General features: G+C 47.5%; 25 protein-coding genes. 14 read left to right on the top strand and 11 right to left on the bottom strand.

The features are described from left to right. Window positions 1-179: 179 nt before the first annotated feature. Window positions 180-1,478, bottom strand: coding sequence for a phosphoribosylamine--glycine ligase (purD, locus tag CEQ32_RS13910; protein ID WP_088586216.1), 1,299 nt, complete (start codon window positions 1,476-1,478; stop codon window positions 180-182). Window positions 1,479-1,583: 105 nt separating this feature from the next. After that, window positions 1,584-3,188, bottom strand: coding sequence for a bifunctional phosphoribosylaminoimidazolecarboxamide formyltransferase/IMP cyclohydrolase (gene purH / locus CEQ32_RS13905; protein ID WP_088586215.1), 1,605 nt, complete (start codon window positions 3,186-3,188; stop codon window positions 1,584-1,586). Window positions 3,189-3,523: 335 nt separating this feature from the next. Between purH and zntR the strand changes: the two genes are divergently transcribed. Further along, a complete protein-coding gene (gene zntR, locus CEQ32_RS13900) occupies window positions 3,524-3,997 on the top strand; it encodes a Zn(2+)-responsive transcriptional regulator (protein WP_088586214.1) in 474 nt (157 codons plus the stop codon). Between the two features lie 2 nt (window positions 3,998-3,999). Then, the gene (locus CEQ32_RS13895) at window positions 4,000-5,505 is read left to right on the top strand and encodes an SO_0444 family Cu/Zn efflux transporter (protein ID WP_192937900.1); all 1,506 of its coding nucleotides are present in this window, start codon (window positions 4,000-4,002) and stop codon (window positions 5,503-5,505) included. A gap of 106 nt (window positions 5,506-5,611) precedes the next feature. On the opposite strand, the gene CEQ32_RS13890 is transcribed toward CEQ32_RS13895, so the two are convergent. Beyond that, complete coding sequence (locus tag CEQ32_RS13890) at window positions 5,612-6,499, bottom strand: prohibitin family protein (RefSeq protein WP_037413580.1); 888 nt, start codon at window positions 6,497-6,499, stop codon at window positions 5,612-5,614. A 334-nt stretch (window positions 6,500-6,833) separates the two neighbouring features. Between CEQ32_RS13890 and CEQ32_RS13885 the strand changes: the two genes are divergently transcribed. The 3 genes from CEQ32_RS13885 to CEQ32_RS13875 are packed head-to-tail and all read left to right on the top strand — an operon-like array spanning window position 6,834 to window position 9,007. After that, entirely contained in the window at window positions 6,834-7,088 is a 255-nt protein-coding gene (locus CEQ32_RS13885) for a hypothetical protein (protein WP_037413578.1), read from the top strand. 3 nt (window positions 7,089-7,091) lie between these two features. Further along, window positions 7,092-7,382 carry a hypothetical protein gene (locus tag CEQ32_RS13880; RefSeq protein WP_088586212.1) on the top strand — a complete coding sequence of 97 codons (291 nt, stop codon included), beginning with the start codon at window positions 7,092-7,094 and terminating at the stop codon, window positions 7,380-7,382. A gap of 5 nt (window positions 7,383-7,387) precedes the next feature. Further along, window positions 7,388-9,007 carry a PepSY-associated TM helix domain-containing protein gene (locus tag CEQ32_RS13875; protein WP_088586211.1) on the top strand — a complete coding sequence of 540 codons (1,620 nt, stop codon included), beginning with the start codon at window positions 7,388-7,390 and terminating at the stop codon, window positions 9,005-9,007. A 73-nt stretch (window positions 9,008-9,080) separates the two neighbouring features. Here the strand turns inward: CEQ32_RS13875 and CEQ32_RS13870 are convergent, their stop codons facing one another. Then, complete coding sequence (locus tag CEQ32_RS13870; RefSeq protein WP_169547565.1) at window positions 9,081-10,253, bottom strand: MFS transporter; 1,173 nt, start codon at window positions 10,251-10,253, stop codon at window positions 9,081-9,083. 650 nt (window positions 10,254-10,903) lie between these two features. Between CEQ32_RS13870 and CEQ32_RS13865 the strand changes: the two genes are divergently transcribed. Next, window positions 10,904-12,304: a DASS family sodium-coupled anion symporter gene (locus CEQ32_RS13865; RefSeq protein WP_037413570.1), complete on the top strand. Its 1,401-nt coding sequence runs from the start codon at window positions 10,904-10,906 to the stop codon at window positions 12,302-12,304. 66 nt (window positions 12,305-12,370) lie between these two features. Here the strand turns inward: CEQ32_RS13865 and trxC are convergent, their stop codons facing one another. Further along, window positions 12,371-12,793: a thioredoxin TrxC gene (trxC, locus tag CEQ32_RS13860; protein ID WP_069453732.1), complete on the bottom strand. Its 423-nt coding sequence runs from the start codon at window positions 12,791-12,793 to the stop codon at window positions 12,371-12,373. A 190-nt stretch (window positions 12,794-12,983) separates the two neighbouring features. On the opposite strand from trxC, the gene CEQ32_RS13850 reads away from it, so the two are divergent. Both CEQ32_RS13850 and CEQ32_RS13845 read left to right on the top strand, forming a co-directional pair. Next, a complete protein-coding gene (locus tag CEQ32_RS13850) occupies window positions 12,984-13,319 on the top strand; it encodes an FKBP-type peptidyl-prolyl cis-trans isomerase (RefSeq protein WP_011070807.1) in 336 nt (111 codons plus the stop codon). A 143-nt stretch (window positions 13,320-13,462) separates the two neighbouring features. Next, a complete protein-coding gene (locus CEQ32_RS13845) occupies window positions 13,463-14,431 on the top strand; it encodes a sensor domain-containing diguanylate cyclase (RefSeq protein WP_088586210.1) in 969 nt (322 codons plus the stop codon). 64 nt (window positions 14,432-14,495) lie between these two features. On the opposite strand, the gene CEQ32_RS13840 is transcribed toward CEQ32_RS13845, so the two are convergent. The 5 genes from CEQ32_RS13840 to CEQ32_RS13820 all read right to left on the bottom strand — a co-directional run bounded on the left by CEQ32_RS13840 (window position 14,496) and on the right by CEQ32_RS13820 (window position 20,458). After that, complete coding sequence (locus CEQ32_RS13840) at window positions 14,496-14,894, bottom strand: DUF1850 domain-containing protein (protein WP_047535123.1); 399 nt, start codon at window positions 14,892-14,894, stop codon at window positions 14,496-14,498. A gap of 35 nt (window positions 14,895-14,929) precedes the next feature. Then, entirely contained in the window at window positions 14,930-16,963 is a 2,034-nt protein-coding gene (locus CEQ32_RS13835) for a TRAP transporter permease (RefSeq protein WP_088586209.1), read from the bottom strand. A 101-nt stretch (window positions 16,964-17,064) separates the two neighbouring features. After that, window positions 17,065-18,021 (bottom strand): TAXI family TRAP transporter solute-binding subunit, encoded by a 957-nt coding sequence (locus CEQ32_RS13830; RefSeq protein WP_088586208.1) that lies wholly within the window; start codon window positions 18,019-18,021, stop codon window positions 17,065-17,067. Between the two features lie 502 nt (window positions 18,022-18,523). After that, window positions 18,524-18,646, bottom strand: a complete 123-nt coding sequence (locus tag CEQ32_RS23220) for a hypothetical protein (RefSeq protein ID WP_037413559.1) — start codon at window positions 18,644-18,646, stop codon at window positions 18,524-18,526. A gap of 318 nt (window positions 18,647-18,964) precedes the next feature. After that, window positions 18,965-20,458 carry a helicase HerA-like domain-containing protein gene (locus tag CEQ32_RS13820; RefSeq protein WP_088586207.1) on the bottom strand — a complete coding sequence of 498 codons (1,494 nt, stop codon included), beginning with the start codon at window positions 20,456-20,458 and terminating at the stop codon, window positions 18,965-18,967. Window positions 20,459-20,662: 204 nt separating this feature from the next. On the opposite strand from CEQ32_RS13820, the gene CEQ32_RS13815 reads away from it, so the two are divergent. Genes CEQ32_RS13815 through CEQ32_RS13790 form a run of 6 tightly spaced genes read left to right on the top strand, consistent with a single transcriptional unit; the run spans window position 20,663 to window position 24,877 of the window. Further along, window positions 20,663-20,896: a hypothetical protein gene (locus CEQ32_RS13815; RefSeq protein WP_037413552.1), complete on the top strand. Its 234-nt coding sequence runs from the start codon at window positions 20,663-20,665 to the stop codon at window positions 20,894-20,896. A gap of 11 nt (window positions 20,897-20,907) precedes the next feature. Next, window positions 20,908-21,333 carry a hypothetical protein gene (locus tag CEQ32_RS13810; protein ID WP_088586206.1) on the top strand — a complete coding sequence of 142 codons (426 nt, stop codon included), beginning with the start codon at window positions 20,908-20,910 and terminating at the stop codon, window positions 21,331-21,333. Between the two features lie 47 nt (window positions 21,334-21,380). After that, window positions 21,381-22,259 (top strand): neutral zinc metallopeptidase, encoded by an 879-nt coding sequence (locus tag CEQ32_RS13805; RefSeq protein WP_037427362.1) that lies wholly within the window; start codon window positions 21,381-21,383, stop codon window positions 22,257-22,259. A 34-nt stretch (window positions 22,260-22,293) separates the two neighbouring features. After that, a complete protein-coding gene (locus CEQ32_RS13800) occupies window positions 22,294-22,701 on the top strand; it encodes an NUDIX hydrolase (protein ID WP_037427360.1) in 408 nt (135 codons plus the stop codon). Between the two features lie 42 nt (window positions 22,702-22,743). Continuing rightward, window positions 22,744-23,748 (top strand): YecA family protein, encoded by a 1,005-nt coding sequence (locus tag CEQ32_RS13795; protein ID WP_037427358.1) that lies wholly within the window; start codon window positions 22,744-22,746, stop codon window positions 23,746-23,748. Window positions 23,749-23,758: 10 nt separating this feature from the next. Next, window positions 23,759-24,877 (top strand): hypothetical protein, encoded by a 1,119-nt coding sequence (locus CEQ32_RS13790; protein WP_037413538.1) that lies wholly within the window; start codon window positions 23,759-23,761, stop codon window positions 24,875-24,877. Window positions 24,878-25,023: 146 nt separating this feature from the next. Here the strand turns inward: CEQ32_RS13790 and CEQ32_RS13785 are convergent, their stop codons facing one another. Further along, window positions 25,024-26,337, bottom strand: a complete 1,314-nt coding sequence (locus CEQ32_RS13785) for an ATP-binding protein (protein ID WP_088586205.1) — start codon at window positions 26,335-26,337, stop codon at window positions 25,024-25,026. Window positions 26,338-26,742 lie beyond the last annotated feature (405 nt).

The raw sequence follows: 26,742 nt of genomic DNA, 5'->3' as shown, positions 1-26,742 counted from the left end.
AGGGAGTCCTTATTATTTTGGGAATTAACAATTATGCAGCATTGTAGCGGAATAATACGGGCTAAAGTAGATAATATATTAATAAAATTTATATAAATCATTATCTTAAATTTGACGATCGTCAAATTTAAGGCATAAAAATACCGGCATTACGCCGGTATTTTTAGTGGGATTAACCCTTAGCTCTGTTGTTCACGGGCGATGGCGCGATAGCCAATATCGGTACGGAAGTACACATCATCCCAGTGGATTTCATCAACCAATTGATAAGCGGCTTTTTGTGCTGCGGTGACTGTGTTACCTAATGCCGTGGCGCAGAGTACGCGGCCACCGTTTGTGACCACATGACCGTCTTTTATCTCAGTACCAGCGTGGAAGACTTTGGCATCGTTATTACCTAGGCTTAAGCCGTCAATCACATCGCCTTTGCGATAGTCTTCTGGATAACCGCCTGCGGCCAGCACTACGCCAACGGCGGCGCGCTCGTCGTACTCAGCGGTGACTTTATCCAGCTCGCCGCGGGTTGCTGCTAAACAGAGTTCAACCAGATCTGATTTTAAGCGCATCATAATAGGTTGGGTTTCTGGATCGCCAAAGCGGCAGTTGTATTCCAGTACCTTGGCGCTACCGTCTGGTGCGATCATTAGACCTGCATACAGGAAGCCAGTGTAAACATTGCCTTCAGCCGCCATGCCATCAACCGTTGGGCGGATAACATTAGCAATCGTCCAATCGTGTACGCTTTGGGTGACCACTGGCGCAGGGGAGTAAGCGCCCATGCCGCCAGTGTTTGGACCGTGATCGGCATTATCGCGAGCTTTATGATCTTGGCTAGTCGCCATGGCAAGGATATTTTTGCCATCGACCATCACGATAAAGCTGGCTTCTTCGCCTTTTAAGAACTCTTCGATAACCACGCGTGAGCCGGCATCACCAAACTTGTTGCCCGCGAGCATATCATCAATTGCGGCATCCGCTTCGGCTTGATCTTGGGCGATGATCACGCCTTTACCTGCGGCTAAACCGTCGGCCTTGATCACCACTGGGTAACCCGTCTTGCCCGTCAGTTCACGCACGAAGGCTTTAGCGTCTTGGATTTCGGTACAGTTTTTATAACCCGCCGTTGGGATATTGTGGCGCGCTAAAAAGTCCTTAGTGAACGCTTTAGAACCTTCTAACTGTGCTGCCGCTTTGGTTGGGCCAAAAATGGGCAGACCCGCAGCGTTAAAGGCATCGACCACACCTAATACCAGCGGTGCTTCTGGGCCAACGATGGTGAGTTCGATCTGATTGGTTTTAGCAAAATCGAGCAGCGCAGGAATATCCGTCGCGCTGATGGCGACGTTTTCGATGTTGGGTTCAAGGGCCGTGCCCGCGTTACCCGGTGCAACATAGACTGTGTCTACCTGAGCCGACTGTGCCGCTTTCCAAGCTAGGGCATGTTCGCGGCCGCCGCCACCAATAACTAATACTTTCATGTTAAGTCATCCCTTTGAGTTTTAAATTCTTGTGGTTAGATTCTTAGTGCTACAGAGTGCGATAAACGAAACAGCCAGCACATGGCGTGCTGGCTGTAGGTGGCATTAGTGACGGAAGTGGCGCATGCCCGTCATCACCATGGCCATGCCGTGCTCGTCGGCCGCGGCGATGATTTCTGCATCGCGCATTGAGCCACCGGGCTGGATTATGCAGCTGATGCCCGCCGCCGCTGCGGCATCGATACCGTCGCGGAATGGGAAGAAGGCATCGGACGCCATCACAGAGTTAACCACTTCTAAGCCTTCATCCGCCGCCTTGATACCGGCAATCTTGGCGCTGTAGACGCGGCTCATTTGGCCGGCGCCGACACCGATGGTCATACCGTCTTTAGCGTAAACAATGGCGTTAGATTTAACGAACTTAGCCACTTTCCAGCAGAACATTAAGTCCTTCAGCTCGCTCTCGGTCGGTTGACGTTTAGTTACGACTTTAATGTCATCTAAGCCAACCATGCCTTGGTCGCGGTCTTGCACCAGCAGGCCACCGTTTACGCGCTTATAGTCTAAGGTCTTGGTCTTAGTCTTAGTATCCCATTGACCGCACTCTAACAGACGCACGTTGGTTTTCTTGGCCACTACATCGCGGGCACCTTGGCTCACGACTGGCGCAATAATCACTTCAACGAATTGACGCTCAACGATAGCGCTAGCGGTTGCTGCATCTAACTCGCCGTTGAAGGCGATAATGCCGCCAAAGGCTGACGTTGGGTCAGTTTGGTAGGCGCGGTTATAGGCATCGAGCAAGTCTTTACCCAGTGCAACACCACATGGGTTAGCGTGTTTAACGATAACGCAGGCGGGCTCGCTGAACTCTTTCACACACTCAAGGGCGGCATCGGTATCGGCGATGTTGTTGTAAGACAGTGCCTTACCTTGCAGTTGAACGGCAGTTGCGACTGAGGCTTCGTCGATCTTAGTGTCAACATAGAAGGCCGCAGTTTGGTGGCTGTTTTCACCGTAACGCAGATCTTGCTTCTTCACTAATTGAGTGTTGAAGGTGCGTGGGAACTTTGAGTCTTCGAAGCACTCATCAGTGCTATGCGCTGGAACCATAGTGCCGAAGTAATTGGCGATCATGCCATCGTAACCCGCAGTGTGTTCGAAGGCGGCAATCGCTAAATCGAAACGGGTCGCGTGAGTCGTGCTGCCATTGTTGGCGGCCATTTCGGCTAATACGCGGTTATAGTCGGCCGCATTTACCACGATAGTCACGTCTTTATGGTTTTTCGCCGCAGCGCGCACCATAGTCGGGCCACCGATGTCGATGTTTTCAATCGCATCTTCTAAGGTGCAACCGGCTTTAGCAACGGTATCGGCAAAGGGGTAGAGGTTAACCGCAACCAGATCGATTGCATTGATATTGTTAGCAGCCATGACATTTTCATCAAGACCGCGACGCGCCAAAATGCCGCCATGCACTTTCGGGTGCAGGGTTTTAACGCGACCATCCATGATCTCAGGGTGTCCTGTATAGTCAGATACTTCGATAACAGGCACGCCGTTATCCGCTAACAAGCGAGCGGTACCGCCCGTTGACAGCAGTTCAACGCCTTGGGCGTGTAATGCTTTGGCGAATTCGAGAATTCCGGTTTTATCTGAAACGCTTAACAGCGCGCGACGAATGGGTCTGGCATTATTTGCAACAGTCATTTGGGTACAGGGTCCAGTTATTTTAGTTTCAAGGATCTTTCGGAAAACAGAACAACTTCAATCGGTTCTGCTTTCCAAAAGTCCCTTGGTCCTACTTATATTTTTTGTCCCAACGTCAGGCGCGCGTATTCTACCGTAAAACGGGATTTACGGGTGTTTTTTCTGCGCGATTTCACAATATTGATATCAGAACAAAGTGGAATGATTTTGGGGTGAAGTGTAAATTTGAAAATAGCCCTTGACCTTGGAGTAGGCTCTAAGGTTTATACTCGCTCCATCATATTGATTGTCAGTGTTGCTTGAGAAGATTCGAGTAAAACTGCAAAGGATTAACTATGTACCGAATTGGTGAGTTAGCCGATTTATGCGAGGTGAAGGCCGATACCCTCAGATTCTATGAGAAACACGGTCTACTTTCGCCTTCGAGCCGAACCGACTCTGGCTATCGGGTCTATACCGATGCCGACGCGGCTAGGCTGCGTTTTATTCTGCGGGCGAAGGCGGTGGGTTTTACCTTGAGTGAGATCAGTGAGTTGTTGTCTATCGATCTTGATAAATCCAACTGGGCCTGTGCCGATGTAAAGGGCATGGTGGACCTGAAGCTGGCGCAGGTACAGGCGAAGATAGCCGAGTTACTGCATTTTCAAACCAGTTTGCAGAGCTTGTCGGATGCCTGCTGCGGCGGGCCTCGTAGCGCCGAACATTGCTCGATTTTAGAGGCGCTGGAGTCGAGTACCGAACGAGTACGCGTTGAGCATGATCATGGTGCAGCCCATAGTGCTACAACCCTAGATAAGTCAGGGAATTAATTATGTTACTGAAGAATTTTATCGATCTGTTTTTAGATTCCGCCCCTTGGCTGCTGCTTGGCTTGATTCTGGCGGGTTTACTTAAAGTATTCGTGCCTATGGCCTGGATGCAAAAGCAGCTCGGCGGACATGGCTTTAAAACTGTGGTCAAGGCAGCGTTATTGGGCGCGCCTTTACCTCTGTGTTCCTGCGGTGTGATCCCCGCCGCCGTGGGGCTGCGCCGCTCTGGGGCATCGAAAGCGGCAACCACCTCCTTTTTAGTCTCCACTCCTGAAACTGGGGTTGACTCAGTAACGGTTTCCTACGTGTTACTCGGCCCTTTTATGGCAATAGTGCGCCCAATTGCGGCGATCACCAGTGCCATTGTTGCGGGCTTACTGGTGGGACGTGATGATGACGATGGCAAGCCAGCGGCTAAGGCCGAGGCCCTGTCAGACACGGCTCAGTTAGATAAGTCTCAGTCAGACAAGGCATTAGCTAGCGCAGCGCCTGTCGCTTCATGCTGCGCCTCAAAATCCCCGTCGCCAGAGACAGTGGTAAAAGCCGAAGCGGTAAAACGCTGCTGCGCCTCGACTAAGGCGCCTGCAATTACGCCGGTCAAATCTTCCTGTTGCGGCAGTGATAACGCGAAAGCGCCATCAACCGAACCGAAAATCAAAATGACACCTATGGCTAAGCCCAGTCTAATGGCAGCTAGTGGCCCAAGTATGGGCACTGTCGGTATGGTTAATGCGGCTAAAGTCAGTGCGGTCAAGGTTGAAAATGCTGGTTCATGCTGTGGTACTCAAACTGCCGCGCCTGAAAAAATAGTCGTAGTGAAGAAGGGCGCTTGTTGTGGTAGCTCAAGCGCGAAAACGGCTGAGAGCCATCAAGCCGAAGGCGAGAGCTGCTGTGCGTCGACTCAGGATATGGCGACTGAGTTGAAGTCTGAATCTGTGATTGCGCGTATTGGGCTTGGGCTTAAATATGCGGCGACGGATCTTGTGCGTGATACGACCCTCTGGCTGCTGGTGGGTTTATTCTTCGCAGCATTAGTACAAACCTATGTTCCTGCTGACTTTTTGGCTAAGTGGGGCGATGGGTTGCTGGCCATGCTGGTGATGGTGCTAGTGTCTGTACCTATGTATATCTGCGCAACGGCTTCGACACCGATTGCTGCGGGCTTGTTACTCGCTGGCGTGTCCCCCGGCGCCGTGCTGGTGTTTATGATGGCAGGTCCTGCAACCAATATCGCTACTTTAGGTGTAGTGACTAAGGAGCTGGGTAAGCGTGCGCTCTATGGCTATCTTGGCGGTGTGTTAGGTGTTGCCTTAATAGCTGGTGCCTTAGTGAACTATCTAGTGGCGAACTTTGGCTTTGAGGTAATGCCACAGATTGGTCATGAACACCAAATGCTACCAAGTTGGTTAGTGGCCACCTCGGGCATAGTACTGGCGTTGTTGATGGCGAAAGTGGTGTTTGAGAAGATCCCAAGAAGCTGGTTACGCCGCAGCGATTGCTGTTCATAGCGCTAACGCTAAATAAAAATCCCCAGCAATGACTGGGGATTTTTATGGTAAAGCCTAATGCGTATCGCTAGTGGCAAATAGCTTACTTGCGATGCTTAGTCGTTTGTTAGTTCGACTTCTTTGCATCGATAAACGGGAGGGTGCCCGTGGGTAAGACTGTGGTTGGTAGTTTTCCATCCCATTTCTCGGCCTTGGTCAGTTCGACAAGGTTTTGATTTTGTGCCAGAGCCTCGGCGCGGCTCTTAATCGCAGAGGCTTCTGCATCCCCTTTAATCCTAATACTTTCGGCCTCAGCCTTCGCGCGGGCGAGTTGTGAGTCTGCTTCCGCTTGCGCTTGGGTCACGGCGATTTGGGCGCTGACTCTTTCTTTCTCTAGGTTTTGCAGTTGGGTCTGTACTTCAACCTCTGCGCGCATCCTGTCTTCAACAGATTTCTCATAAGCGTTGGAGAAATCGATATTTTCAATCTGTACCGAGGTGATCTCGATTGGCCCTTTCACCGATTGGGTGATGGCATTGGTCACATCGATACCAAATTTGATCCGCTCCTGTACCACTGAAATTGCGGTGTATTTACCAAAAATGTTTTCAACTTGCGTTGGCACTTGGCGGTCGAGTAAGCGCGCCACCATGGCATCGATACTTTTGAAGTTGGCATAGACTTCTTCGACCCGATCCGGCGGTACGCTAAAGGTGACTGAAGCGTTAAGTGTCGCGGGTTGTTGGTCACGGCTATAGGCTTGTAGTGAACTGTAGCTAGTCGTGTGGGTTTGGGTTGAGATTTTTACTACGGTGTCAAACATGGGCAGTTTAAACCCAAGTCCCGGCTCTGCTGTACCAATGATCTTACCGTTACGTAGAATCACCCCGCGTTCACCTTGGTCAACCGTGTACCAACTGCCAAAGAGGGAGATAAATAGGATGAGTAAAATCACTAAAGGAATGATTTTAGATAGGCCAAAGGAACTTGGCAGGTTGAGTTCATTTTTTATCATTTAGCTTCCTTTGCTAGGGTCGTCGAGATGGGGTTGGAGTGAGCGCGGATCGTGTTGATGATTATTTATATCGAGACGAAACGGTTGCTGCAAAATGTATCTTAATGGTTAACAGCTGGCAACAATCGGGTATCTAGCTTATCAATATGTGACAGTAATATCACAACTCATCCTTACACTGTAAATCTTATTGCGAATTATTCTCACCATGGCTAGAGTCCTGAGATTCAAATTCTTCCATTGCTTTCATGCGCTTATCTTTTTATAGGATATACACCGAGCATAGGCAAATGGGCTCGAATGCTAATGCTTTGTGGTGAGAGGAAAACATCCCGTGTTGCAACTTATATCTGTGTTAGCGACGCTGTTGGCCTGCTTGTTATTTTATGTGACGAATAAGCAGCAAAAACTATTTGCAAGCTCCCTTCCTAAGCGGCCTTGGCGGTTACTCGCCTATGCTTTTGCCTTTGCCAGTTTACTCGGTTGGCTCAGTCTCTTTACCCTTAGCGCCGCGATTTTTATTTGGTTAGCCCTGTTGATGTTATTGACGGGGTTAGTGCCTTTTGTCTCACTTTTGGGGCGGAAATAACTCATGGCACGTTTAGCTGAACAGGACAAATTACAGCCTGATTGGTGGACTAAATCACTGGCGGGATTGATTTTAGGATTTACCTTAGCGCTTGGATTGGTGGGGTTATTTGCCTGGTTTGGCCCAGGCGGTATCGATGCCGATACTAAAGTGCAGTTCAACATGTGGCTGATAACGCCTATCTGGTTATTGATCTTAAGTTTTAGCTTTATGTTTAAAACCGGACTCAGGGCAATTGGCTACTTGAGCCTATTTAACATTTTGACTTATATAGTGTTATATACCTTTAGGTGACAAGGATGAAAGTTCGCAGTGATGTGTTACGGGTGTATCAGTCTATCCATATTTGGACTGGTATCATCGCCGGAATCGTATTGTTTATCGGCTTTTATGCTGGTTCGCTCACCATGTTTAAGGGGGCGATTGACGCTTGGTCAATGCCGCCAGCCCTAACTTTGCCTCAAGTGCCCGCTGACAAACTGGATGATTTAGTCGCGCAAGTGTTAGCGCAGGATGATAAGGCCAAAACCGGTTTTAGTTTGCACTTAAATGATGAACATCAATCGCCGATGACCTGGTATCAGCAGGGCTCTGAGCGTGAACTCAGCATGAGTCACCAGCTTTGGCATGCCAGCCTTGATGACAATGGGCAGCTACTGACACAGTTAAGTACGCCCAGTGAGTTGGCTGAGCTGATTGACCAATTACATCGCACCGCGGGGATTGCCGGTGAGGTCGGCCACGATCAAGCGGGTGTCTATGTGTTGGGGATAGCCGCCGTTTTATACTTCTTGGCGCTGGTTTCTGGGGTGATTTTCTTACTGCCTACCTTAACTAAAAGCTTTTTCGCCCTACGTAAAGATAAGGGCGAAAGCCGTTTCTGGCTCGATGCCCATAATTTAGTCGGTATTACCAGTCTGCCATTTCATTTAGTGATTAGCCTTACCGTAATAGTGTTTGCCTTCCATGATCAGCTTTACGATGGGCTTAAGCAGGTGGTTTATGGCGAAAAACCACTGTTTACCCAACCTGCACCCGACAGAACGCCCTATACACTTGCCGATTTGCCAAAGGTCACCACTGTGTTAGCAAAGGTGCAGCAAATCGCCCCTGACTATCAAGTGCATGAAATGAGCTTTATGAACTTGGATAATCCCCGTGCGACCTTGCGCTTGGGGTTATATAACCCCAATGGTTTTATGCGTGGGCCTGTCACTGATTATTTATATCTGCATCCCTATAGCCTCAAGGTATCCAACAGCACGATTGACCAAAGTGACAAGGGGATTTGGGCTAGAACGGTCGCAGTATTCTTTGGATTACACTTTGGCAGTTATGGTGGCGATCTCGGGCGCTGGGTGTATTTCTTCTTAGGTTTGAGCGGCGCTTTTTTATTTTACAGTGGCAACTTGCTGTGGCTGGAAAAACGCCGTAAAAAGCAGGCCAGTGAACAAACCCGTGCTTGCCGTTTAATGGCCAGTGCCACAGTGGGGATTTGCTTAGGCTCCGTTGCCGCCTTAACGATAAGTATGTTGCTGGGTAAATGGTTTTACGCGCATGTGAGTAATATTAACCACGTCTATTTGTGGCTGTATTATCTGGTGTTTGGCTTGCTGGTGATTTACGCCTTTTGGCGTGGTGCAGCCAAGGCGGCGCTGCTGATTTTGCCTTTGTGCGGCTTGGCTACATTGGCGATGCCAATCACGTCTTTAGTTGCGTTAATCGTGCCAAGTTTAGGTTTATGGGCGCCTTATTCTGCGGCAACGTTAGGCGTCGATCTGGTGGCGTTAGCCTTTAGTGGAGTGTTCTTTTATGGTTACAGACTTACTCGCTATCGGGTGCTTAATGGGCCGCAGGACAGTGTCTGGGCCATTCCCGCCACAGTGCCCGTGGCAGAATTAACCCAGCAAACATCGTAATAACAATGGGCGCCGTTATCGGCGCCCATTGTTATTTATCGGATGCAGATGACTCAACATTAACGGCCCTGGACTAAGCCTTCGCTGCGGGTAGGCGAGCTTTACTTCGGGCCAGTAAGTGCGCACTGAGGTAGCAAGCCGTGACTAAAAAACTTGCGGCTAAATACAGTGGTAAGCCATGTTCTACATCATCGAAACGACTGGCGGCAACCGGACCAATAACCGAACCCACAGAATAGCTGAGCAACATAATCTGAGTGGCGGAGACGATTTGGCTGCTAGGTAAATGATCGCATGCCAGACTGATGGCGATGGGATAGAGAGCAAAGGCGCAGGCGCCGAGTAACACAAAACCCAACCATAATCCCACAAGCGATGTTTGCATCAGTAACAACAGCGCCGCAGCACCCACTAAGCAAAAGGCGGTCATCAACACACTCTTTTGAATGCGGGGAGATAAATAGCTCACTAAGGGCTGGACTATCATGCCGCCCAAGATAATTAGCGCCATAAATTGCCCGGTTTGCTGGGCAAAACCCATGTCTCGCGACACATACACAGGCAATAAGCCGTAGATGGGGCCTAGTAATAATCCCGAGACTAAACAACCGACCACGGCGGGTTTACTTAAGGTTTTTAGGTCGGAAAGGGCAATAGCGTGTTGTTCACTGGACTGTGGTTGGCCACGTTTAACCAACAGTGCAGGTAAACTGGCGGCGGCCAGCAAACCTATTACCACCAAGTAGGGTAAATTACCCGTGGTACCTAAATAATCTACGGCGAGTTGCCCAATGGCGGTGCCACCGTAGAGGGCGGTCATATATAAACCTAAACGTTTTGCCCGTTGTTTTTGGGTATCGGCCATCAGTAACCAGGATTCAACTACCACAAAAATCCCCGCCACGGCGATGCCGGCAATCAAGCGTGCTGCTAACCAAACACTGCTCTGTGGCAGCAAAATCATCACTACAACGCTGCACAGTAAGATATTTAAGAACAAAATAAAGGCCTTACTGTGCCCTATGCGGCTGACAATCGGTGCAATACAAGGTGCGCCCAGTAATAAGCCGAGGTAGAAAATACTCGCCAGCCAAGGTGCAAGATCAAGGCTCAAATCAAAGTAAGTGAGCGAGAGTGGGATCAAACTCATCAAGTAGCCTGACGCTAAAGCAAATAGACTAAGTCCTGCCACTGGAACAAAAAGCCCTGGCTTTTGATTGGGTTGAGCTAACAGCATATTTTCCACAAGCGGTACCAAAACAGGTAAAAAAATAAACAGAAGGCACGATTACGGTCGCGACTCTAGGCTGGATTGTTGACGGGGTAAAGTGAGTTAGATTGACTGAGATGGTGAATAATATTTGTGTTTATTATTCATATAGATATTGAAGTTTAAATGTTATTGGTTTGGGTGAAAAAGCAACATTCAACGCGTTGTTTGGTGATCACTTACTTATCAGAACGAACAAAATCTAATCTCGAAATATTAACACGCTCTAGTGCTCATAAGCTTTGTTATTAGCGATGAAAAGTCAGTGGGATGATTATCTGGATGTTATGCAATTAATTAGCATTTTATATTGTTAAAAATTAATATTAAATTAAGGCTTTTATCACTTTGAATTACGCTGTGATTTGATCTTTGTCACAGTTTTAAATATTTATTTAGTTACAGCTTTATCAAGCTTTTGCAGTATTTTTATCCGTTTGAAAGTTTTGTTCATCACTTAAGATCAAAAATAGGTGGTTTTTATCGCGAAAATGGTTTTTTTGCGTTTTAAGTCTTAGCATTTTGTTGTTGCTACGTAGCTAAAGTACAAAATAAACTGCTTTTACTAGTGTGACCTATGCCCTAAATTTGCTAGAAAAAATAATGGTATGAAGGTAGTAGTCACCATGTCCTTAACGCAATCAACGTCGGTTCCCCCTAATCATTCGCCCGCCAATACAGGGCTTGAAAAGAAAAATATGCTGGTCCTAATGGCGGATATTGTGCTGCTATTTGCACTGTATTACGGATTACCCTTTGAGCAGGGAGTGAATACGGGGCTTGCGATTTTAGTCTTTGCGGCCATTCTGTGGTTAACCGAAGCGATTCATATCAGTATTACTGCGATTTTGGTGCCTATTTTGGCGGTATTCTTTGGGGTATTTGAAACCAAAGAGGCCATGAGTAACTTTGCTAATCCAATTATCTATCTGTTTTTCGGTGGTTTTGTGCTTGCAGCTGCATTGCACAATCAAAAGATTGATACCTTAATCGCGCAAAAATTGCTGCTGGCCTCTAAAGGCAAGCTGAGTATTGCCTGCTTAATGTTGTTTGGGGTAACTGCGCTGCTGTCGATGTGGATCAGTAATACCGCAACCACGGCTATGATGCTGCCACTGGCACTGGGAATTTTGCAGCAATTAGATCGTAAAACCTATCACAGTACCTATGTGTTCCTATTATTGGGGATTGCCTATTCCGCTAATATCGGCGGTATTGGTACTTTAGTCGGCAGTCCACCCAACGCGATTGCCGCAGCGCAGGTGGGGTTAAGTTTTAGCGATTGGCTAAAATTTGGCATTCCAACCGTGATCTTAATGCTCCCTATGATGCTCATTGCGCTCTATTGGTACTTTAAGCCAGACTTGTCGGCTAAATGCGAGCTTGCACTTGAAGATCAAAAGCTCACGTTCCAAGGAAAACTGACTCTGGTTATTTTCCTTGCGACCGTATGTTGCTGGATTTTCAGTGTGCCGTTGGCAAAAGCACTTGGCGGAATAACTCAGTTTGATACCGTCGTTGCACTCGGTGCTGTGGTATTACTGGCGGGGCTCGGTTTAGTTGGTTGGAAGAAGATTGAATCGACTACCGACTGGGGCGTGTTGATTTTATTCGGTGGCGGTTTGACCTTGAGTGCCGTGCTCAAAACTACCGGTACCAGTGTGTTCCTCGCGCACTGGATGACGGATATTTTTGGCAGCACCCACATGTCGCTGTTTGTGTTTGCGGTGATCGCCTTTGTGGTAATGCTAACCGAATTTGCCAGTAATACCGCGAGTGCGGCGCTGTTAGTGCCTGTATTTGCGGCGATTGCCGAAGCATTGGGGGTATCCCCCGTCATGCTATCCGTGCTAATTGGTATTGCCGCATCCTGCGCCTTTATGTTGCCAGTGGCGACGCCGCCTAACGCTATTGTTTATGGCTCTGGCCATATCAAGCAGTCGGAAATGGTGCGAGTGGGCATGATAGTTAACTTCCTCAGCATGATAGTGCTGGGCATTATTGCTCACACCTTCTGGGAAGTGTAATCGCCTCTGATTCATCCAAATAAAAATACCCAGCTCAGCTGGGTATTTTTATGGGCGAAGCACATATTAACTATAACGTTTTAACCATTGATCGAACGCTGGCTTAGGTAAGGCGCCGGCTTGCTGCGCGAGGAGTTGTCCCTGCTTGAAAATCATTAAGGTGGGAATGGAGCGAATATTAAATTGAGCGGCAAGTGCTTGTTGTTCTTCAGTATTGATTTTACCGAAGCGGAATCTTGGCTCCCATACTTTTGCGGCCTCAGAAAATATAGGCGCAAAACTCTTACAGGGGCCGCACCAGCTGGCCCAAAAATCAACAACTAAGGGCAACTCTGATTTATGGGCATGATTGATAAAATTGGCACTTGTGAGTTCAATCGGAGCCGCCGCAAATAGATTCTGTTTGCATTTGCCGCAGGTCGGCTGCTCAGTTAACCGCTCTTGGGGCACGCGGTTTAAGGTGTCACATTGGGGGCAAGCGATAATCATAATCTGGCTCCTAAGCTCGGGGATGATCTAGATATGGGGTTGAATAAGTGGAATTTAAAGGAGGATAGGATCAAGCAAGAATGGTATAAGCCACAAAATCCCCACGGCACGCCGACAAGTAGGAGTGCCGATGTTAGAATAGACACTTTGATAAATCACTGTGTTAAGTGAAGAGTAAGAGATTAATTAAATGACTGAATTAGAAATAATCGATCTGGTTGTCGGTGATGGAAAAGAGGCCGTAAAAGGCGCGTTGATCACTACCCAATACCGCGGTTTTTTGCAAGATGGTACGCAGTTCGATTCCTCCTATGACCGTGGTCAGGCATTTCAATGTGTGATTGGGACTGGCCGAGTGATTAAAGGTTGGGACCAAGGGATTATGGGGATGAAAGTGGGCGGCAAACGCAAGTTATTGGTGCCAGCTCATTTAGCCTACGGCGAGCGCCAAGTTGGGGCTCATATCAAACCCAATTCTGATCTTACTTTTGAAATCGAATTGCTTGAAGTGCTGACTCGCGACTAAGTATGACAAGATAGTAAAAGTCTGTGTAAGCTCGATAGGGCGAGTATGACCTAGGGTCTTCTCGTCCTCCTCACTATGTCACTTCGGCATTGTTTGTTTTACACTGGACGAGGTTTCCCCACGTTAAGGAAAGAGATTTTTCTGTGGCATCGGATACGGCAGCAGAACAGATTAAGCAACTTCAGGCCGAAATTGCACAGCTTAAACGTGAAAACGCTCAATTAACGGCGTTGAATCGTCGTGCCGAAGAGAAACTATTTGCCGCCCTTGATGGCAATGGTTTGTGCTTATGGGAACAGCATATTCCAAGTGGGAATTTAACCATTTTCAATATGCGCTGGGGCGAAATGCTCGGTTTTAGCCCCGATGAGTTAGCAGCCCATGTTGATATCTGGAAAAGCAAATTACACCCAGAAGATAAAGACTGGGTAATCAAAGCCTTTGAAGATCATGTGAATGGTAAGGCCGATTATTACCAGGCCGTGCACCGAATGCTGCATAAAGATGGCAGCGTTACTTGGGTGTCGGATCGTGGCCGCATTGTAGAACGTTTACCTGATGGTACACCGCTGCGGATGATGGGCAGCCATATCGATATCACCCAAGAAAAGCGTTATGAACTCGATTTAGCGCTACTCGCCCATAGCGACCCACTTACCAACCTGATGAATCGCCAAGCTATAGCCAAGGCCTTCGATGAGTGCTTGCAGCCCGGCATGAGTGGTGCGTTATTTTTTATCGATCTTGATGGTTTTAAAGCCTTAAATGACCGTTACGGCCATAAATTTGGCGACAATTTGTTAGTGCACGTTGCAGATTCTTTGGTCGCTCATTCGGGGGAGCAAGCGAAGATCGCACGGTTAGGTGGTGATGAGTTTGTGATCATACTGCCATCCACCGAAATTGAATCATTAAGCATGCTTGCACAATCCTTGCTTGATGTTTATCGACAGGTTTTTTTACTTGAAGGTCATGAAGTGGCGATTGGACTGAGCATCGGCATTGATATTTTTAGTGATGGTGATAGTTTTGCTGAAAGTTGCGAACGTGCAGACGCCGCCATGTATCGCATTAAACATCAAGGGAAAAACGGCTACAGCTTCTCTCGTTAAGAGCATTATTGAGCGCTAATGGGCAGCATCGCGCCTTGCTTGCGCGCCTCTATAAAGTGATATTTCACTGCTCACAACTCCATACCTCAACAGCGGCATCTTGCTTATTTGGAGGGCCAAGCCAATGACTCATGGCTTGGCATTGCACTTTACCAGTGGCGTTGGCGAAACACAGCTCAAAATCTCCCGCTTCGGGGATGCGACCTAAGCGTAATTTGGGCAGCACGGGCAGCTTAGGCTGATAATGCCAACTTCCATTGTTAAACACCGCATCATCAGGGATTTCCATACCCGCACCTGTGCCTTTCACTCTGGCTTCAACTAACACTAAGCCTTGCGGTGTGAGCTGATAATCTTCTTCCCAGCGGATTTTTTCGATGCTGTGGTTCCACGCGAGGGTGAACTGCTCTGTGGGCACCTGTGCCCACAGTGTGCCAGCTAGGCCTAAACATAGACCTAGCATGTTATTGCTTTACCTTCGCATAAAATTCCAAAACATTACCCCTGCTCGGCAAGACGTTTCAGTTTGCGGGCTCTGAGGCTGTGCTGCACGATAAACAGTAGCGCCAGTCCAAAGCCAATTTCATCACTGAGCGGGGTGGCAAGGATCAAACTGGCTCCAGCGAGGAAGCCGATAACCCGTTCCCACCAATAGAGTTTTTGCAGCAGGTAGCCGGTAAAGACCACTCCCCAAATCCCAATCGCGACAGTGACTTTGATCAGCACATAAATAGTGGCTAACCAGCTATCGCTTTGCAGCATTAGTGCGGGGTCATAAACCGCCATAAAGGGGATCACAAAGCCTGCGATAGCAATACGAATCGCCCACAAACTGATCTTAAGCCCCGACTCCTTTGCAATCGGCGCGGCCGCAAAACAGGCTAAGGCAACGGGTGGCGTTAAGTCAGCCATAATTCCAAAGTAAAACACAAACATATGGGAGACGATCAGCGGCACGCCTAAATCCAGTAACGCCGGTGCGGCAATTGAGCTGGTAATAATATAGTTAGGGATGGTGGGTATTCCCATGCCTAATACCAGACAAGTGAGCATGGTTAATACTAAGGATAAGAACAGGTTATCCTGCCCGACAGCGAGAATATAGCTGGCAAAAGTGGAGGCTATTCCCGTGAGCGAGACAATACCGATGATCACTCCCACTAAGGCGCACGCAATCCCAACTGGTACGGCGTGGCGCGCACCTTCGACTAATGCATGTAAGCAAATGGTCAGAGTATCTTTACCGCCCTTGATAAACCAACAGATGGCCACGAGTATGGCAATGACTCCAAATACCACGCCAATCCCCATCTGGAAGAAGCCCGCGCACAGCACGCCAAGGGCAATCCAAAAGGCAAAACGCAGGGCATTAGAAGGCAGGCGCAGCACAATGGCTGAGCCTAAGATCACTATTGAGGTCAGCGCTAAACCGACCATGCCCGAGAACAGCGGTGTTCTGCCAGAAAACAGTAAATAAACCAAAATAAACAACGGAATAAGCAGATACCAACGCGCTTTAACCGCAGCCCAAGGATCGGGACACTGATCTTTGGGCAAGCCACAAAGATTGGCGCGTTTGGCTTCTAAATGCACCATCCAAAAAACGGAGCAAAAATACAGTAACGCTGGCAGTAAGGCCGCTTTGGCGATTTCAATAAACGGCACGTTAATGGTTTCGGCCATGATAAAGGCCACCGCGCCCATAATCGGCGGCATGATTTGGCTACCCATACTGGAGGTGGCTTCAACACCACCGGCAAAGGCGGGACGGTAACCAAAGCGTTTCATCAGTGGAATGGTAAATTGTCCAGTGGTCACCACGTTGGCGACGCCCGATCCTGTGATTGTTCCCATCATCGCCGAGGAAACTACGGCCACTTTTGCTGGGCCACCCAGTTTATGGCCGAATAAGCCCATCGCAAAATCGGTAAACAAACGGATCATTCCCGCCTGCTCTAAAAAGGCGCCAAATAGAATAAACAGGAAGATATAGGTTGCCGACACATAGGTTGGGGTGCCGTAGAGCCCCTCGGTGCCAAAGGATAACTGGTTGATAATTTGGTCAACGCCATAGCCGCGGTGCATTAAGTCGCCGGGGAGGTATTGGCCGAATAAGCCATAGGCTAAGAAAATACAGCAAATGATCGGTAATGCCCAACCCATCACTCGTCGCGCGGCCTCAAACACTAAGACAATCAACACCACGCCAATCACCATATCGGCATCGGTTAATTCACCCGAACGTTGGATCAGATCGGCCTCAAAAATCCATTGATAGGCGGCCGTTGCCATGCCCGCAAGGCCAAGCAACCAAGCTAAGGGTTGCCAAGGTCGAGCTTTGCCCACGGCGGGATAACTTAAAAAAACCACTAAAAGTAAAAAACCAACGTGGGTTGCCCGTAGCACTTGGGTCGATACGGGGTGAAATGCGGCGGTAATGATTTGAAAAATGGAGAAAATAAGTGCCGTATAAAACAGCGCTTTGGGCCAGTCACTGGTGCTTGCACCTAGGCCTTGTTCGGAATCGCTCATATTTATGCCTCACAGCATTAGACAACAGAGGGCGACGCAGCACTTGGGGAATCGCCCAAGTGCTGAGTTGGAAAAGGGTCGCTCAGATTGAGGTTACACCCTTAGAGTGCGCCAACTTCTTTGAAATAACGCTCCGCACCTGGGTGCAGCGGCGCTGGCAGATTTTTGGTCGCTTTGTCTAATTGAATCGCTTTTGCCGCTGAGTGCGCATTACCGAGACGATCTAAATGTTCAAACATCAGTTTGGTCATCTGATAGGCTAAATCGTCCGACACACCCGCTTGAGTGACAAATAGGTTTTGAATCGCAACCGTTGAGACATCAGCAGTTTGACCTTCGTAGGTCGATGCGGGGATGACTCCATGCTGATAGGCAGGATTATTAATTTTGAGGATCACATCTTCGGGGACTTCAACAAAGTTGATTGGCATCGTCGCAGCTAAATCACGGATCGCCGCCATCCCTAAGCCCGAGGATTGTAAGGTTGCATCTAACTGACGGTTTTTAATCAGCTCAACGGATTCAGCGTAAGGTAAAAACTCAACCTTGCCCATATCCTCATAGCTTAAGCCAGCCGCTTTGAAGATGGCGCGAGCATTGAGTTCTGTGCCCGATTTAGGCGCGCCAACAGAGATACGTTTACCTTTTAAATCGGCTAAGGTTTTGATGCCAGATTCTTTACTCGCGACAATTTGAATATAGTTAGGATAAGCCGCCGCGAGTACACGAACCTTATCTAACGGTTTTTTAAAGCCTGCCTCGGCATCGCCTTGGTAGGCCGCAGCCACCGAATCACCTAAGGCTAATGCTAATTCACCACGACCGGCTTGCAGCAAGTTAAGGTTTTCAACCGAGGCTTTAGTGGCTTGTACTGAGGTCTTCGCGCCTTCAATACCTGTACCATAAAGTTGCGACAGTGCCACACCAATCGGGTAATACACACCACTGGTACCACCGGTCAGAATATTGATAAAGGCAGGTGCGGCCGCCATCGTGGCTGCACTGAGTGAGAGCGTTAAAGCTGCGCCCACGGCGATAAAACGTTTGTTGATTTTCATGCTTAAATATCCTTATTTTTTATTGTGTTATATAGGGTAAGAACAATAGATATCATTGATTATTTATTTTAGTATCAGACCTTATATACCCAAAACTGTTCAAAATACAAGCTTTAACACGCCTTTCGATACAAGCTAGACGGTGATTTTTTACGGCTAATGTGCCGAGTTAATCGGGGTAACCATGAGTCGATAATGCGTAGATTACATCTGCATCTAGGAACATATCGGCAAGTGTGTTGCGTTCAGAATGTGTGGATTTGGGTGAAGAAAACCATAGCAAAAGACTCAAGCATTGTGGATATTGCTTTAGTCTAGGTGAGGTCCTAAATAAAGGCGTTCTAGCTTATTAATATTTAAAAAATCAGTATGTTAGCGTTTTTGTTTTTGCGGAATAAATTATCGTTAAGTTGGTGAGAATAAAAAACGGGCTAATAAAAAGGGCTAACCGTAGTTAACCCTTAATCAAGATATTGGAAGCGCACCCTAAGGTGTCACAATATTACTTAACGTTATCGAGGAGGCCTTTAGTCGCGTTTTTGGCGTGCTTTGCAGCGCGTTTTTCCTTGATCGACATTAACGGCTTTTTCTTGGCCTCTTTGCGATTTTTTTGCTCTTTACTCATAGTTAACTCCATGTACTTTCAGTGGTTGTTCATCAGGCTAATCATGTAAGCCATTTGCGTAAAACCCGTTCCATGATGTCCTGATTAAAGCGAAACGTTTAAACTCGAATTACACCATTTTTTAAATCACAACTATTTAAAACGATTGGTAATTTATTTGAATTTGTTTGCCTCTCTGAGCTGTACTCGCAAAATAATCTTATCACCGAAATCCTAAGGAAGATCCACTCGCTGCTTAGAATAATTCACGCTAATGCTAGTGCTAATCTGTATATAAAATATGCGGTTCAGAACACGGTATTTACACATTTCATTACCTTACCTGCGAGTCGATTTTCCCAGTATACCGCCGAGTAATCCGCGTAAAATTTGTTTTCCGAGTTGATTACCAACGGTTCTTGCCGCTTGTTTCGACAAGGTTTCGGCTAATCCTTGGCGGCGTTTATTACCAAAGATAAGCTCGCTAAACCAGCCTTGCTCAGCTGCTTTGGTCGTTGGCGTACTGGTTGTTTGCGCAGTACTGCTGCCATTCGTTTGTTCGGTATGACGTTGATTCAGTCGCTCATAGGCGGATTCACGATTGACTAAGGTATCGTATTTACCACCAATCGGACTCTGATGACGGATAGCGGTTAACTCTTCGGTCGTGGCTGGCCCCATCCGGCAGCGTGGTGGTGCTATTAAGGTGCGCTCAACCATAGTCGGCACACCTTTATCGGCAAGGGTTGACACTAATGCTTCGCCCACGGCGAGTTGTGAAATTACCTCGCTGACCACCAATTTAGGATTCGATACAAAGGTTTCGGCTGCGGTTTTAACGGCTTTTTGATCCCTTGGGGTATACGCCCTGAGGGCATGCTGAATGCGATTGCCGAGCTGACCTAAGATCTCGTTAGGAATGTCGTCGGGAAATTGCGAACAGAAATATACCCCGACGCCCTTGGAGCGGATAAGCCGCATAATTTGCTCTATGCGTTTAAGCAAACTTGCTGGGCAGCCCTCAAATAATAGGTGTGCCTCATCAATAAAGAAGACTAATTTAGGTTTATCGAGATCGCCGACTTCGGGTAAATTTTCAAACAGTTCTGATAGCAGCCAGAGTAAGAAGCTGGAATAGAGGCTAGGGGTCAAGATGAGTTTATTGGCGGCTAACAGGTTGATAATGCCGCGCCCTTGCAAATTAGTGCGCATCAAGTCTTCGAGTTGAAGTGCAGGTTCGCCGAAAAAGTCGTTACCCCCATCGCGCGCTAAACCAAGCACTGAGCGTTGAATGGCAGCAAGGGACTGGGCGCTGATAAGCCCATATTTGGCTGAGATGTCTTTGCGCTCATCGGCCACTAAGTTGAGCATGGCGCGCAAATCGTCGAGGTCGAGTAACAATAAACCTTGGTCGTCAGCCAGTTGAAACACTATGTCTAAAATACTGCTTTGGGTGTCATTGAGCTCGAGAATGCGCCCGAGTAAGGTCGGCCCCATTTCACTCACGGTTGTGCGTAATGGATGACCTTGCTCTCCTGCCAAATCCCAGCAAACGACGGGGTTTGCCTCGGTTTGATAATCTACTATCCCGATTTCTGCCGCCCGCTTCAATAGCTTGTCGTTTGGTGTGCCTGCGACACCGAGTCCTGAAATATCGCCTTTGATATCAGTAAGAAAGACGGGTACACCTTGGCGGGAAAAGCCTTCGGCTAGCGTCATCAGCGAAACGGTTTTGCCTGTACCTGTAGCGCCAGCGATCAGTCCGTGGCGGTTGGCATATTTAAGATTTAAGTGAACCTGTTGCTCACCTTTACCTAAGAGTAGAGTATTCAAGCGCAGTCCTTGTCTTAATTAACGCCCCAAGGTGAACCAAGGGGGAGTTGGTCATGGGTGGATAAAAAAACATCACTCAGTGTTTGCCTTTCGTGGATCTGTGTCAATATCGTTGAGCACATAATCGATACAGCTCAAGTAAAGCTTGGCAATGTTAGTTTGGCTAAGTGTAGTTATTTTGTAGCATTTGTTGCGGAGCTGAAGATGAAAACCCCATTGATTATGTTAGTCTTGTCCACATTATTATTGACCTCTGGCTGTGCTGAGCTAGCCTGTTCCGCCCGGACGGATGTCGACCCCTATGAACCCATGCTAGATAAACAGCGCTGCGTGGATGAGGCGGATAAGCAGTTAACTGCCCATGAAAAAGCCAAAAAGGCTGAAGAGGAACAACAGCTTAAACAAGCTGTAGATCGGGCGATTCAACAACGTCAATAGCAAGGATTGGTATGAAGGGAGCGGGAGGAACACAGGGCGGTATTGGCCAGTTTTTTATTGGACTTGCCATGATGTGTGCAGGATTCTATCTGTTATTCAATGCGATACAGGTAAGTTCCAGTTTTGGGCTAGGTTACGGCCTCTACCGCATGAATGCCTTTGGACAGGGATTATCGATCACCACAGGTATGGTGATGCTGCCGTTTATCCTCGGGATAGTGATGGTGTTTTTTGATGCCAAGACTAAGCTCGGTTGGCTGCTTACCTTAGGCTCCTTAGTCGCCTTAATTGTCGGCGTGATCAGCTCGATTCAGTTTCACTTTAAAACCATGTCGGCCTTCGATTTGATCGTGATTTTAGTGTTAGCCTTTGGTGGGCTAGGGCTGTTTTTGCGCTCGTTAAAAGCGGCGCCTACTGAGCAGAATGATCCCAAATAACAGCTAAACTGAAATGTCTATTGCATACCCATAGCCGAGGAAATCCAATGCGTTGGCGTGACAGTGATCGCAGCTCCAATATCGAAGACAGACGGGACCAACAGATGGCGTCGGCGGGTGTGCCCAGCGCGCTCTTGCTTAGGTTATTGCCTTTTCTGCTGCAAACTAAAATCGGCCGAGTGGTATTGCTGCTGGGCGGGTTATATTTTGCGTTTCAATACTTTACCGGCGGATTATCCCTCGAACCGAGTAATCAAGCGGGGTTTAGTCAGTCTCAATCGGCCAGTAATACCGCGGCTCAAGATGAAAATGCCCAGTTTGTGGCGGCGATTCTTGGCACGACGGAGACCGTTTGGAATCAATTGCTACAAGGGCGATATGTCGAACCTAAGCTAGTGCTTTATCGCAATATGACCTCAACCGGATGCGGTTTGGGGCAGGCGCAATCTGGGCCTTTCTATTGCCCCGCTGACGGCAAAGTGTATATTGATTTGAGTTTTCTCGAGGAGTTGAAAAAACTCGGAGCACCGGGGGATTTCGCCTTCGCCTATGTTATCGCCCACGAGGTCGGTCACCATGTACAAAACCTACTCGGCACCAGCACTAAAGTGCGTCAGGCCCAGCAAGCTGCTGGCAAGGCGCAGGCCAATCAACTGAGTGTTGCCCTCGAATTGCAAGCCGACTGTTACGCTGGCGTGTGGGGGCATTATGTCGATAGACAGCTCAATTTGCTTGAGCCTGGCGATGTAGAAGAAGGCATTGCCGCCGCTAGTGCTGTGGGTGATGATCGCCTGCAAAAAATGGCGGGCCTAGCCGTACAACCCGAAGCCTTTACCCATGGTAGTTCGGCTGACAGAGTGAAATGGTTTAATATCGGCTTTGCCTCCGGCAAACCTGCCAGCTGTAATGCTTTTAATAGCAAATAGCGAGCTGGTAATCGCGCCAACGTAGGATGGGTAGATGGCATTTGAAGATAGGTTTCGGCTCAGTAGTCATGCAGTTATCACCAATGAATTAGGGCAAGTGCTGCTGCTCAAAGCGAACTATGGCAATTTTGCTTGGGGTTTACCCGGCGGCGCCTTAGAGCTTGGAGAGACCATTCACGAAGCGCTGCTGCGCGAATGCCAAGAGGAATTGGGATTAGAGGTGAACATTCACTATCTTAGCGGCGTTTATTATCACAGCGCCTATCAATCCCAAGCTTTTATCTTTCGTTGTGAGTTTGCATCTGCCGATGTGATGATTCGCTTAAGTCATGAACACTCAGAGTTTGCCTTCCATGATATCGACACGCTTAGCGCGGTTCAGCAGCAAAGAATCAAAGATTGCCTTAATTTTAACGGTGTCGTCGTGAGTGCAAAGTTTTAAGGCTTTGCCAGTAAGTATCTACAACAATAAAAAGAGACAGCAATGAAACTCGGTCGTAACGATCCTTGCCATTGTGGCAGTGGTAAAAAGTTTAAACGTTGTTGTATGAACAGCGTTTTCCAGCAACATGCCCAAGTGTTCGATGATGTTGAGGCCATGTTGGCAATGAACCCAAATTTGAGCCTTGATGAACTTAACGCAGCTTTACAATACAAAGTGCAAGACCGCAATAATCAACCTCATCCCGATTTTTGTGGCGTAACACCAACACAAATGGCCAATTGGCTTTATGCGCCGTTTGAGCAATTACAGTGGGTGACAATCAGCACACCAGACGATCTTTCAACCAGTCCGGTGATGCGTTATCTAGCGCTAATTCTTGATGAGGCCATGGCGCAAGAAGGCTCCTTCAAAGCCACAAGTAAAGGCAGCTTACCGACTAAGTTGGTTAAACAGGCCAGTGAGTTATTACCTGAGTTTGCCGTTGCTCAGTTTCCAATAAATATTAGCATCAGCGAGTTTGCGGGCAGTAACGAAGATAAATTTAATGCCTTGCACTACACCCGAGTGTTAGCCGACATTTGCGGTATTATTTACCTTCGTAGTGGCCGTTATCACGTTAAAAAGTCAGCGCAAAAGCAGTATCAAGCTCTAGGCATACAGGCATTTTTTAAACCTATGTTAGAGGCCGCCATCAGCCAATATAACTGGGGATATTTGGACGGTTTTGAATACGATATCGACTTGCGACCCTTTTGGCTGTTTATGCTGTGGCGCCTACAAGGTCATCACAGTGTAGAAAAGCTGGTGAAAGAGGTGATGACAGCTTTCCCCGATTTACTTCAGTCCTTGCCTACGGATGATTACTTCTCGCCAGAAAGAAGTTTAAGCATGCTCATCGAATCAAGATTTATTGAGCGATTTTTACAGTTTTGGGGATTTTTGATCATTGAGCCAAGGCGTTACAAAGGCGCTGAACCGATCGGCAGAGTTGTTAAGGTACAGCCTTTGTTAAAACAAACTTTTCAATTCACCATTAACGCATAGCAAGGCCATCGTGAGCGAATATCAATACTATAAATTCGAGCGTCTGGATGGTTACTTAGATGCTAAGGCGCGCCAAGCACTCAGAACCATTTCAAGCCGTGCGGACATCACTGCTACGTCCTTTCAGGTGTATTACACCTACAGTGACTTAAAGGCGGAACCTTCTACGCTGATGTTAAAATACTTCGATATCGGGTTTTACTATGCCGATTGGGGCTCAATCGATGTATACATCAAGTTACCTGCCGGAACGATCCCTGAAGCGTTGCTTGCCTTTTCAAGCGATGGGCTTCATGTACATCAAAGCGATGAGTGGCAACTGCTGATTTTTTCCATCGAAGAGTATGGCGAGTATTTTGACGATGAACAGGCTGACGACTTTTTCCAGCATTTAGCTGGGTTACGTAGCGAGTTAATCCACGGGAATTGGTGTCTTGTGTACTTTATGTGGCTCAAAGCGTTTGATTGTAATGAAGAACCTGAAGAAATACCGTTAATTCAATACGATTTTGAGCATCTCAGTGAAGAGGTGCAGACGTTTGCGGCGCTGTATGATATTCCGTTAGCATGGGTTAAGGCACTTGCGATGGTGCTGAACGAACAACCAAGTCACCAAGCCAAACAAGCCCAATTTCAGTTTGATGCGTGGCTGCATAATCTCACGGATGCGGAGAAAGACACGCTATTACGCACGCTGTTTGAGCAAGGCCAGCTAACCCGTCACCAAGCCTTAGCACTGACGCGAAAAGAATCGGCCAACACCGACGAAATCTATCAATACTGGTTAACCCCCGACCTGATTTCCCCTTTCATAGAGCAAGCGCAAAGCCAATTACAGCAAGAGCAAGCTGAGGCGCTCGCAAAAAAATTAGCCATCGAAAAAGCGGAAAAAGAGAAGATGTTGACGGATATCTACAATCAGCGTGAGCACAGCTGGCAGCAAGCACAAGAGCAAGCGAATCGCACCTGCGCCAGTGGCTATGATGAGGCAGCACGCTATTTGCATCAGCTGTTTGAGGCCTATCAGTTTAAAGCGGATAACGTGGCGTTTGAGCAACGTTTTAAGCGCTTTGTTGTGACTAATAATGGTCGTAAAGCGCTGTTAAACCGGTTAAGTGATTTGCTTTAAATAATGGGGTTACAGACAGGCCAAGCGTTGTTAGCAAAAAATATCGTTCAGTTTTGATTGGCTGAAAGCTTGTATGCTCCTTAGGTCTACAGATTGTTACTCATAAAGTCACTTTGTGTAGACCTCGGGATGCTAAGCAAGGCTCTTTACCATCTCTGTGGTAAATACTGGGTGAAATACAAAGGCATTACAATATTGGTTTGTTCTAACGCCGATGAGCCTTGTGTGCCAGTTAACTTAAAGGTTTTACTTGGAGCACATTTTTCAACGTAGGATGCCAACGATTTAGCTCTGGTACGTTTGCCACTTTTGACTTCAACAGGGATGATATCGCCTTCATCGGTTGCCAAAATAAACTCGATTTCGGCGCGAGCGTCATTCCATGAATAGCTTGGGTCAACGCCAATAGCAGTGAGCTCTTGTTGTACAAAGTTTTCAGCCACATAGCCTTTGTATTCGTAATTTTGTTGCTTAATCTCTTTATAACTGCTGCCCAGCATATGATTGAGCAGCCCCACATCAAATAGAAACAATTTAACCATATTTTCTTTTTTATAGGCCGCCAGCGGCGATTTCGGCAGCCCTTCAATAGGGTAGTTTGGCAAGGCTAAGCGGCAGCAGTGAAGCCAATGGATCGCGGTCTCAAAATCGCTATAACGCGATTTACGCTCATGCACATGTTTAAATTTAAAGCGTTTAACGGACTCATCGCTGACAAGTGATAGCTGCGCTGGAATACTGTTAAACACAGATTCAATCAGTGTGGCATCGACCTTGCCCGCGTACTTGCCAAAATCGCGGCGATAACCTTCAACTAAATCGGCATGAATTTTTGTGACTTTTTCAACCCGCTCTAAAATGCTCGCATCTTTCAACCTATACCAAGCGGAAACGGCTTCTGGCATACCACCGGTAAAAAAGTAATCTGTAAGTTTATCCATCAATTTAGTGTGCACCGCCGGTGTGCTTGCTTGGGCTTCAAACGCTTTGATCAGTGCTTGCTCGTTGGATGCGTAAATAAATTCTTGGAAGGTCAGAGGTCGTAAATTGTATTGTTCTACCTTACCTACAGGGAAGGTGTTGAGCAAACCAATGTTCGAGCCGCTTGCCGCGACAAAATAGGACGGTGCTTTTTCAGCAAAATACTTTAGTGAGGTAACGGCACGCTCACATTCGCCAATTTCATCTAATATCAGCAGATCGGTTTCTGGGTTGAACGCCTGATTGGTCAACAGCTCAATGTTCATTATTAGCTCGTCAGGTGACAGTGAGCCATCGAATGCTTGTTTGTAGGCGGGATTTTCAAGAAAGTCGATACGCAGGATGTTGGTAAAGGTGTTACCAAACAACTCTTGCAGCAGATAGGTTTTACCCGTTTGCCTTGCGCCATCGATCAATAATGGCTTGCGCACAGGTTGGTTTTTCCATGCTATTAAGGCGTTGAGTAGGTTGCGCTGCATTGTCATTTCCCGTCAATTAAGATTGTTAACGGCCTATACTATAACTCATTCTACACTTTTGTGCGCATAAAAGTGCGGAATTTTACACTTTTATGCGCATAAAAGTGATGGCCCGATCTGTTTCATGCATGTTACTCTTTATTTAATTCAAAATTAACGAGTTACCGATTGTTCAATTTATAAAATCAAAGTCAAAGTCGTGGGGTTTCATCCCCTGATTTTTAATCAAGAGTCGACCAAGAAGGACTGCTCGTCCTATCCTCCTTTGATTATGAAGTTTGCTATTGGTCACTTAAAGCATCAAAGAGTTGTGGATGTTCTGTTTCACCCACAAAATTTAACAGTGGGTGTCTCGTTAAACTCTTTCGCTGCCAAGTGACTTGTCGTTGCTGCCTGCCCCAAAAA

The sequence above is a fragment of the Shewanella sp. FDAARGOS_354 genome (assembly GCF_002209245.2).
GTDB classification, from domain to species: Bacteria; Pseudomonadota; Gammaproteobacteria; order Enterobacterales; family Shewanellaceae; genus Shewanella; species Shewanella xiamenensis.
This window is presented reverse-complemented; position numbering and strand designations above follow the sequence as displayed.

Coding starts and splice junctions, on each gene's coding strand:
- CEQ32_RS13810 (WP_088586206.1), top strand. CDS start 20,908: ATGAAGGGAGCGGGAGGAACACAGGGCGGTATTGGCCAGTTTTTTATT.
- CEQ32_RS13830 (WP_088586208.1), bottom strand. CDS start 18,021: ATGAAAATCAACAAACGTTTTATCGCCGTGGGCGCAGCTTTAACGCTC.
- CEQ32_RS13800 (WP_037427360.1), top strand. CDS start 22,294: ATGGCATTTGAAGATAGGTTTCGGCTCAGTAGTCATGCAGTTATCACC.
- CEQ32_RS13895 (WP_192937900.1), top strand. CDS start 4,000: ATGTTACTGAAGAATTTTATCGATCTGTTTTTAGATTCCGCCCCTTGG.
- CEQ32_RS23220 (WP_037413559.1), bottom strand. CDS start 18,646: ATGAGTAAAGAGCAAAAAAATCGCAAAGAGGCCAAGAAAAAGCCGTTA.
- purH (WP_088586215.1), bottom strand. CDS start 3,188: ATGACTGTTGCAAATAATGCCAGACCCATTCGTCGCGCGCTGTTAAGC.
- CEQ32_RS13815 (WP_037413552.1), top strand. CDS start 20,663: ATGAAAACCCCATTGATTATGTTAGTCTTGTCCACATTATTATTGACC.
- CEQ32_RS13875 (WP_088586211.1), top strand. CDS start 7,388: ATGAAAGTTCGCAGTGATGTGTTACGGGTGTATCAGTCTATCCATATT.
- CEQ32_RS13880 (WP_088586212.1), top strand. CDS start 7,092: ATGGCACGTTTAGCTGAACAGGACAAATTACAGCCTGATTGGTGGACT.
- CEQ32_RS13785 (WP_088586205.1), bottom strand. CDS start 26,337: ATGCAGCGCAACCTACTCAACGCCTTAATAGCATGGAAAAACCAACCT.
- CEQ32_RS13835 (WP_088586209.1), bottom strand. CDS start 16,963: ATGAGCGATTCCGAACAAGGCCTAGGTGCAAGCACCAGTGACTGGCCC.
- zntR (WP_088586214.1), top strand. CDS start 3,524: ATGTACCGAATTGGTGAGTTAGCCGATTTATGCGAGGTGAAGGCCGAT.
- purD (WP_088586216.1), bottom strand. CDS start 1,478: ATGAAAGTATTAGTTATTGGTGGCGGCGGCCGCGAACATGCCCTAGCT.
- CEQ32_RS13840 (WP_047535123.1), bottom strand. CDS start 14,894: ATGCTAGGTCTATGTTTAGGCCTAGCTGGCACACTGTGGGCACAGGTG.
- CEQ32_RS13865 (WP_037413570.1), top strand. CDS start 10,904: ATGTCCTTAACGCAATCAACGTCGGTTCCCCCTAATCATTCGCCCGCC.
- trxC (WP_069453732.1), bottom strand. CDS start 12,793: ATGATTATCGCTTGCCCCCAATGTGACACCTTAAACCGCGTGCCCCAA.
- CEQ32_RS13890 (WP_037413580.1), bottom strand. CDS start 6,499: ATGATAAAAAATGAACTCAACCTGCCAAGTTCCTTTGGCCTATCTAAA.
- CEQ32_RS13795 (WP_037427358.1), top strand. CDS start 22,744: ATGAAACTCGGTCGTAACGATCCTTGCCATTGTGGCAGTGGTAAAAAG.
- CEQ32_RS13805 (WP_037427362.1), top strand. CDS start 21,381: ATGCGTTGGCGTGACAGTGATCGCAGCTCCAATATCGAAGACAGACGG.
- CEQ32_RS13850 (WP_011070807.1), top strand. CDS start 12,984: ATGACTGAATTAGAAATAATCGATCTGGTTGTCGGTGATGGAAAAGAG.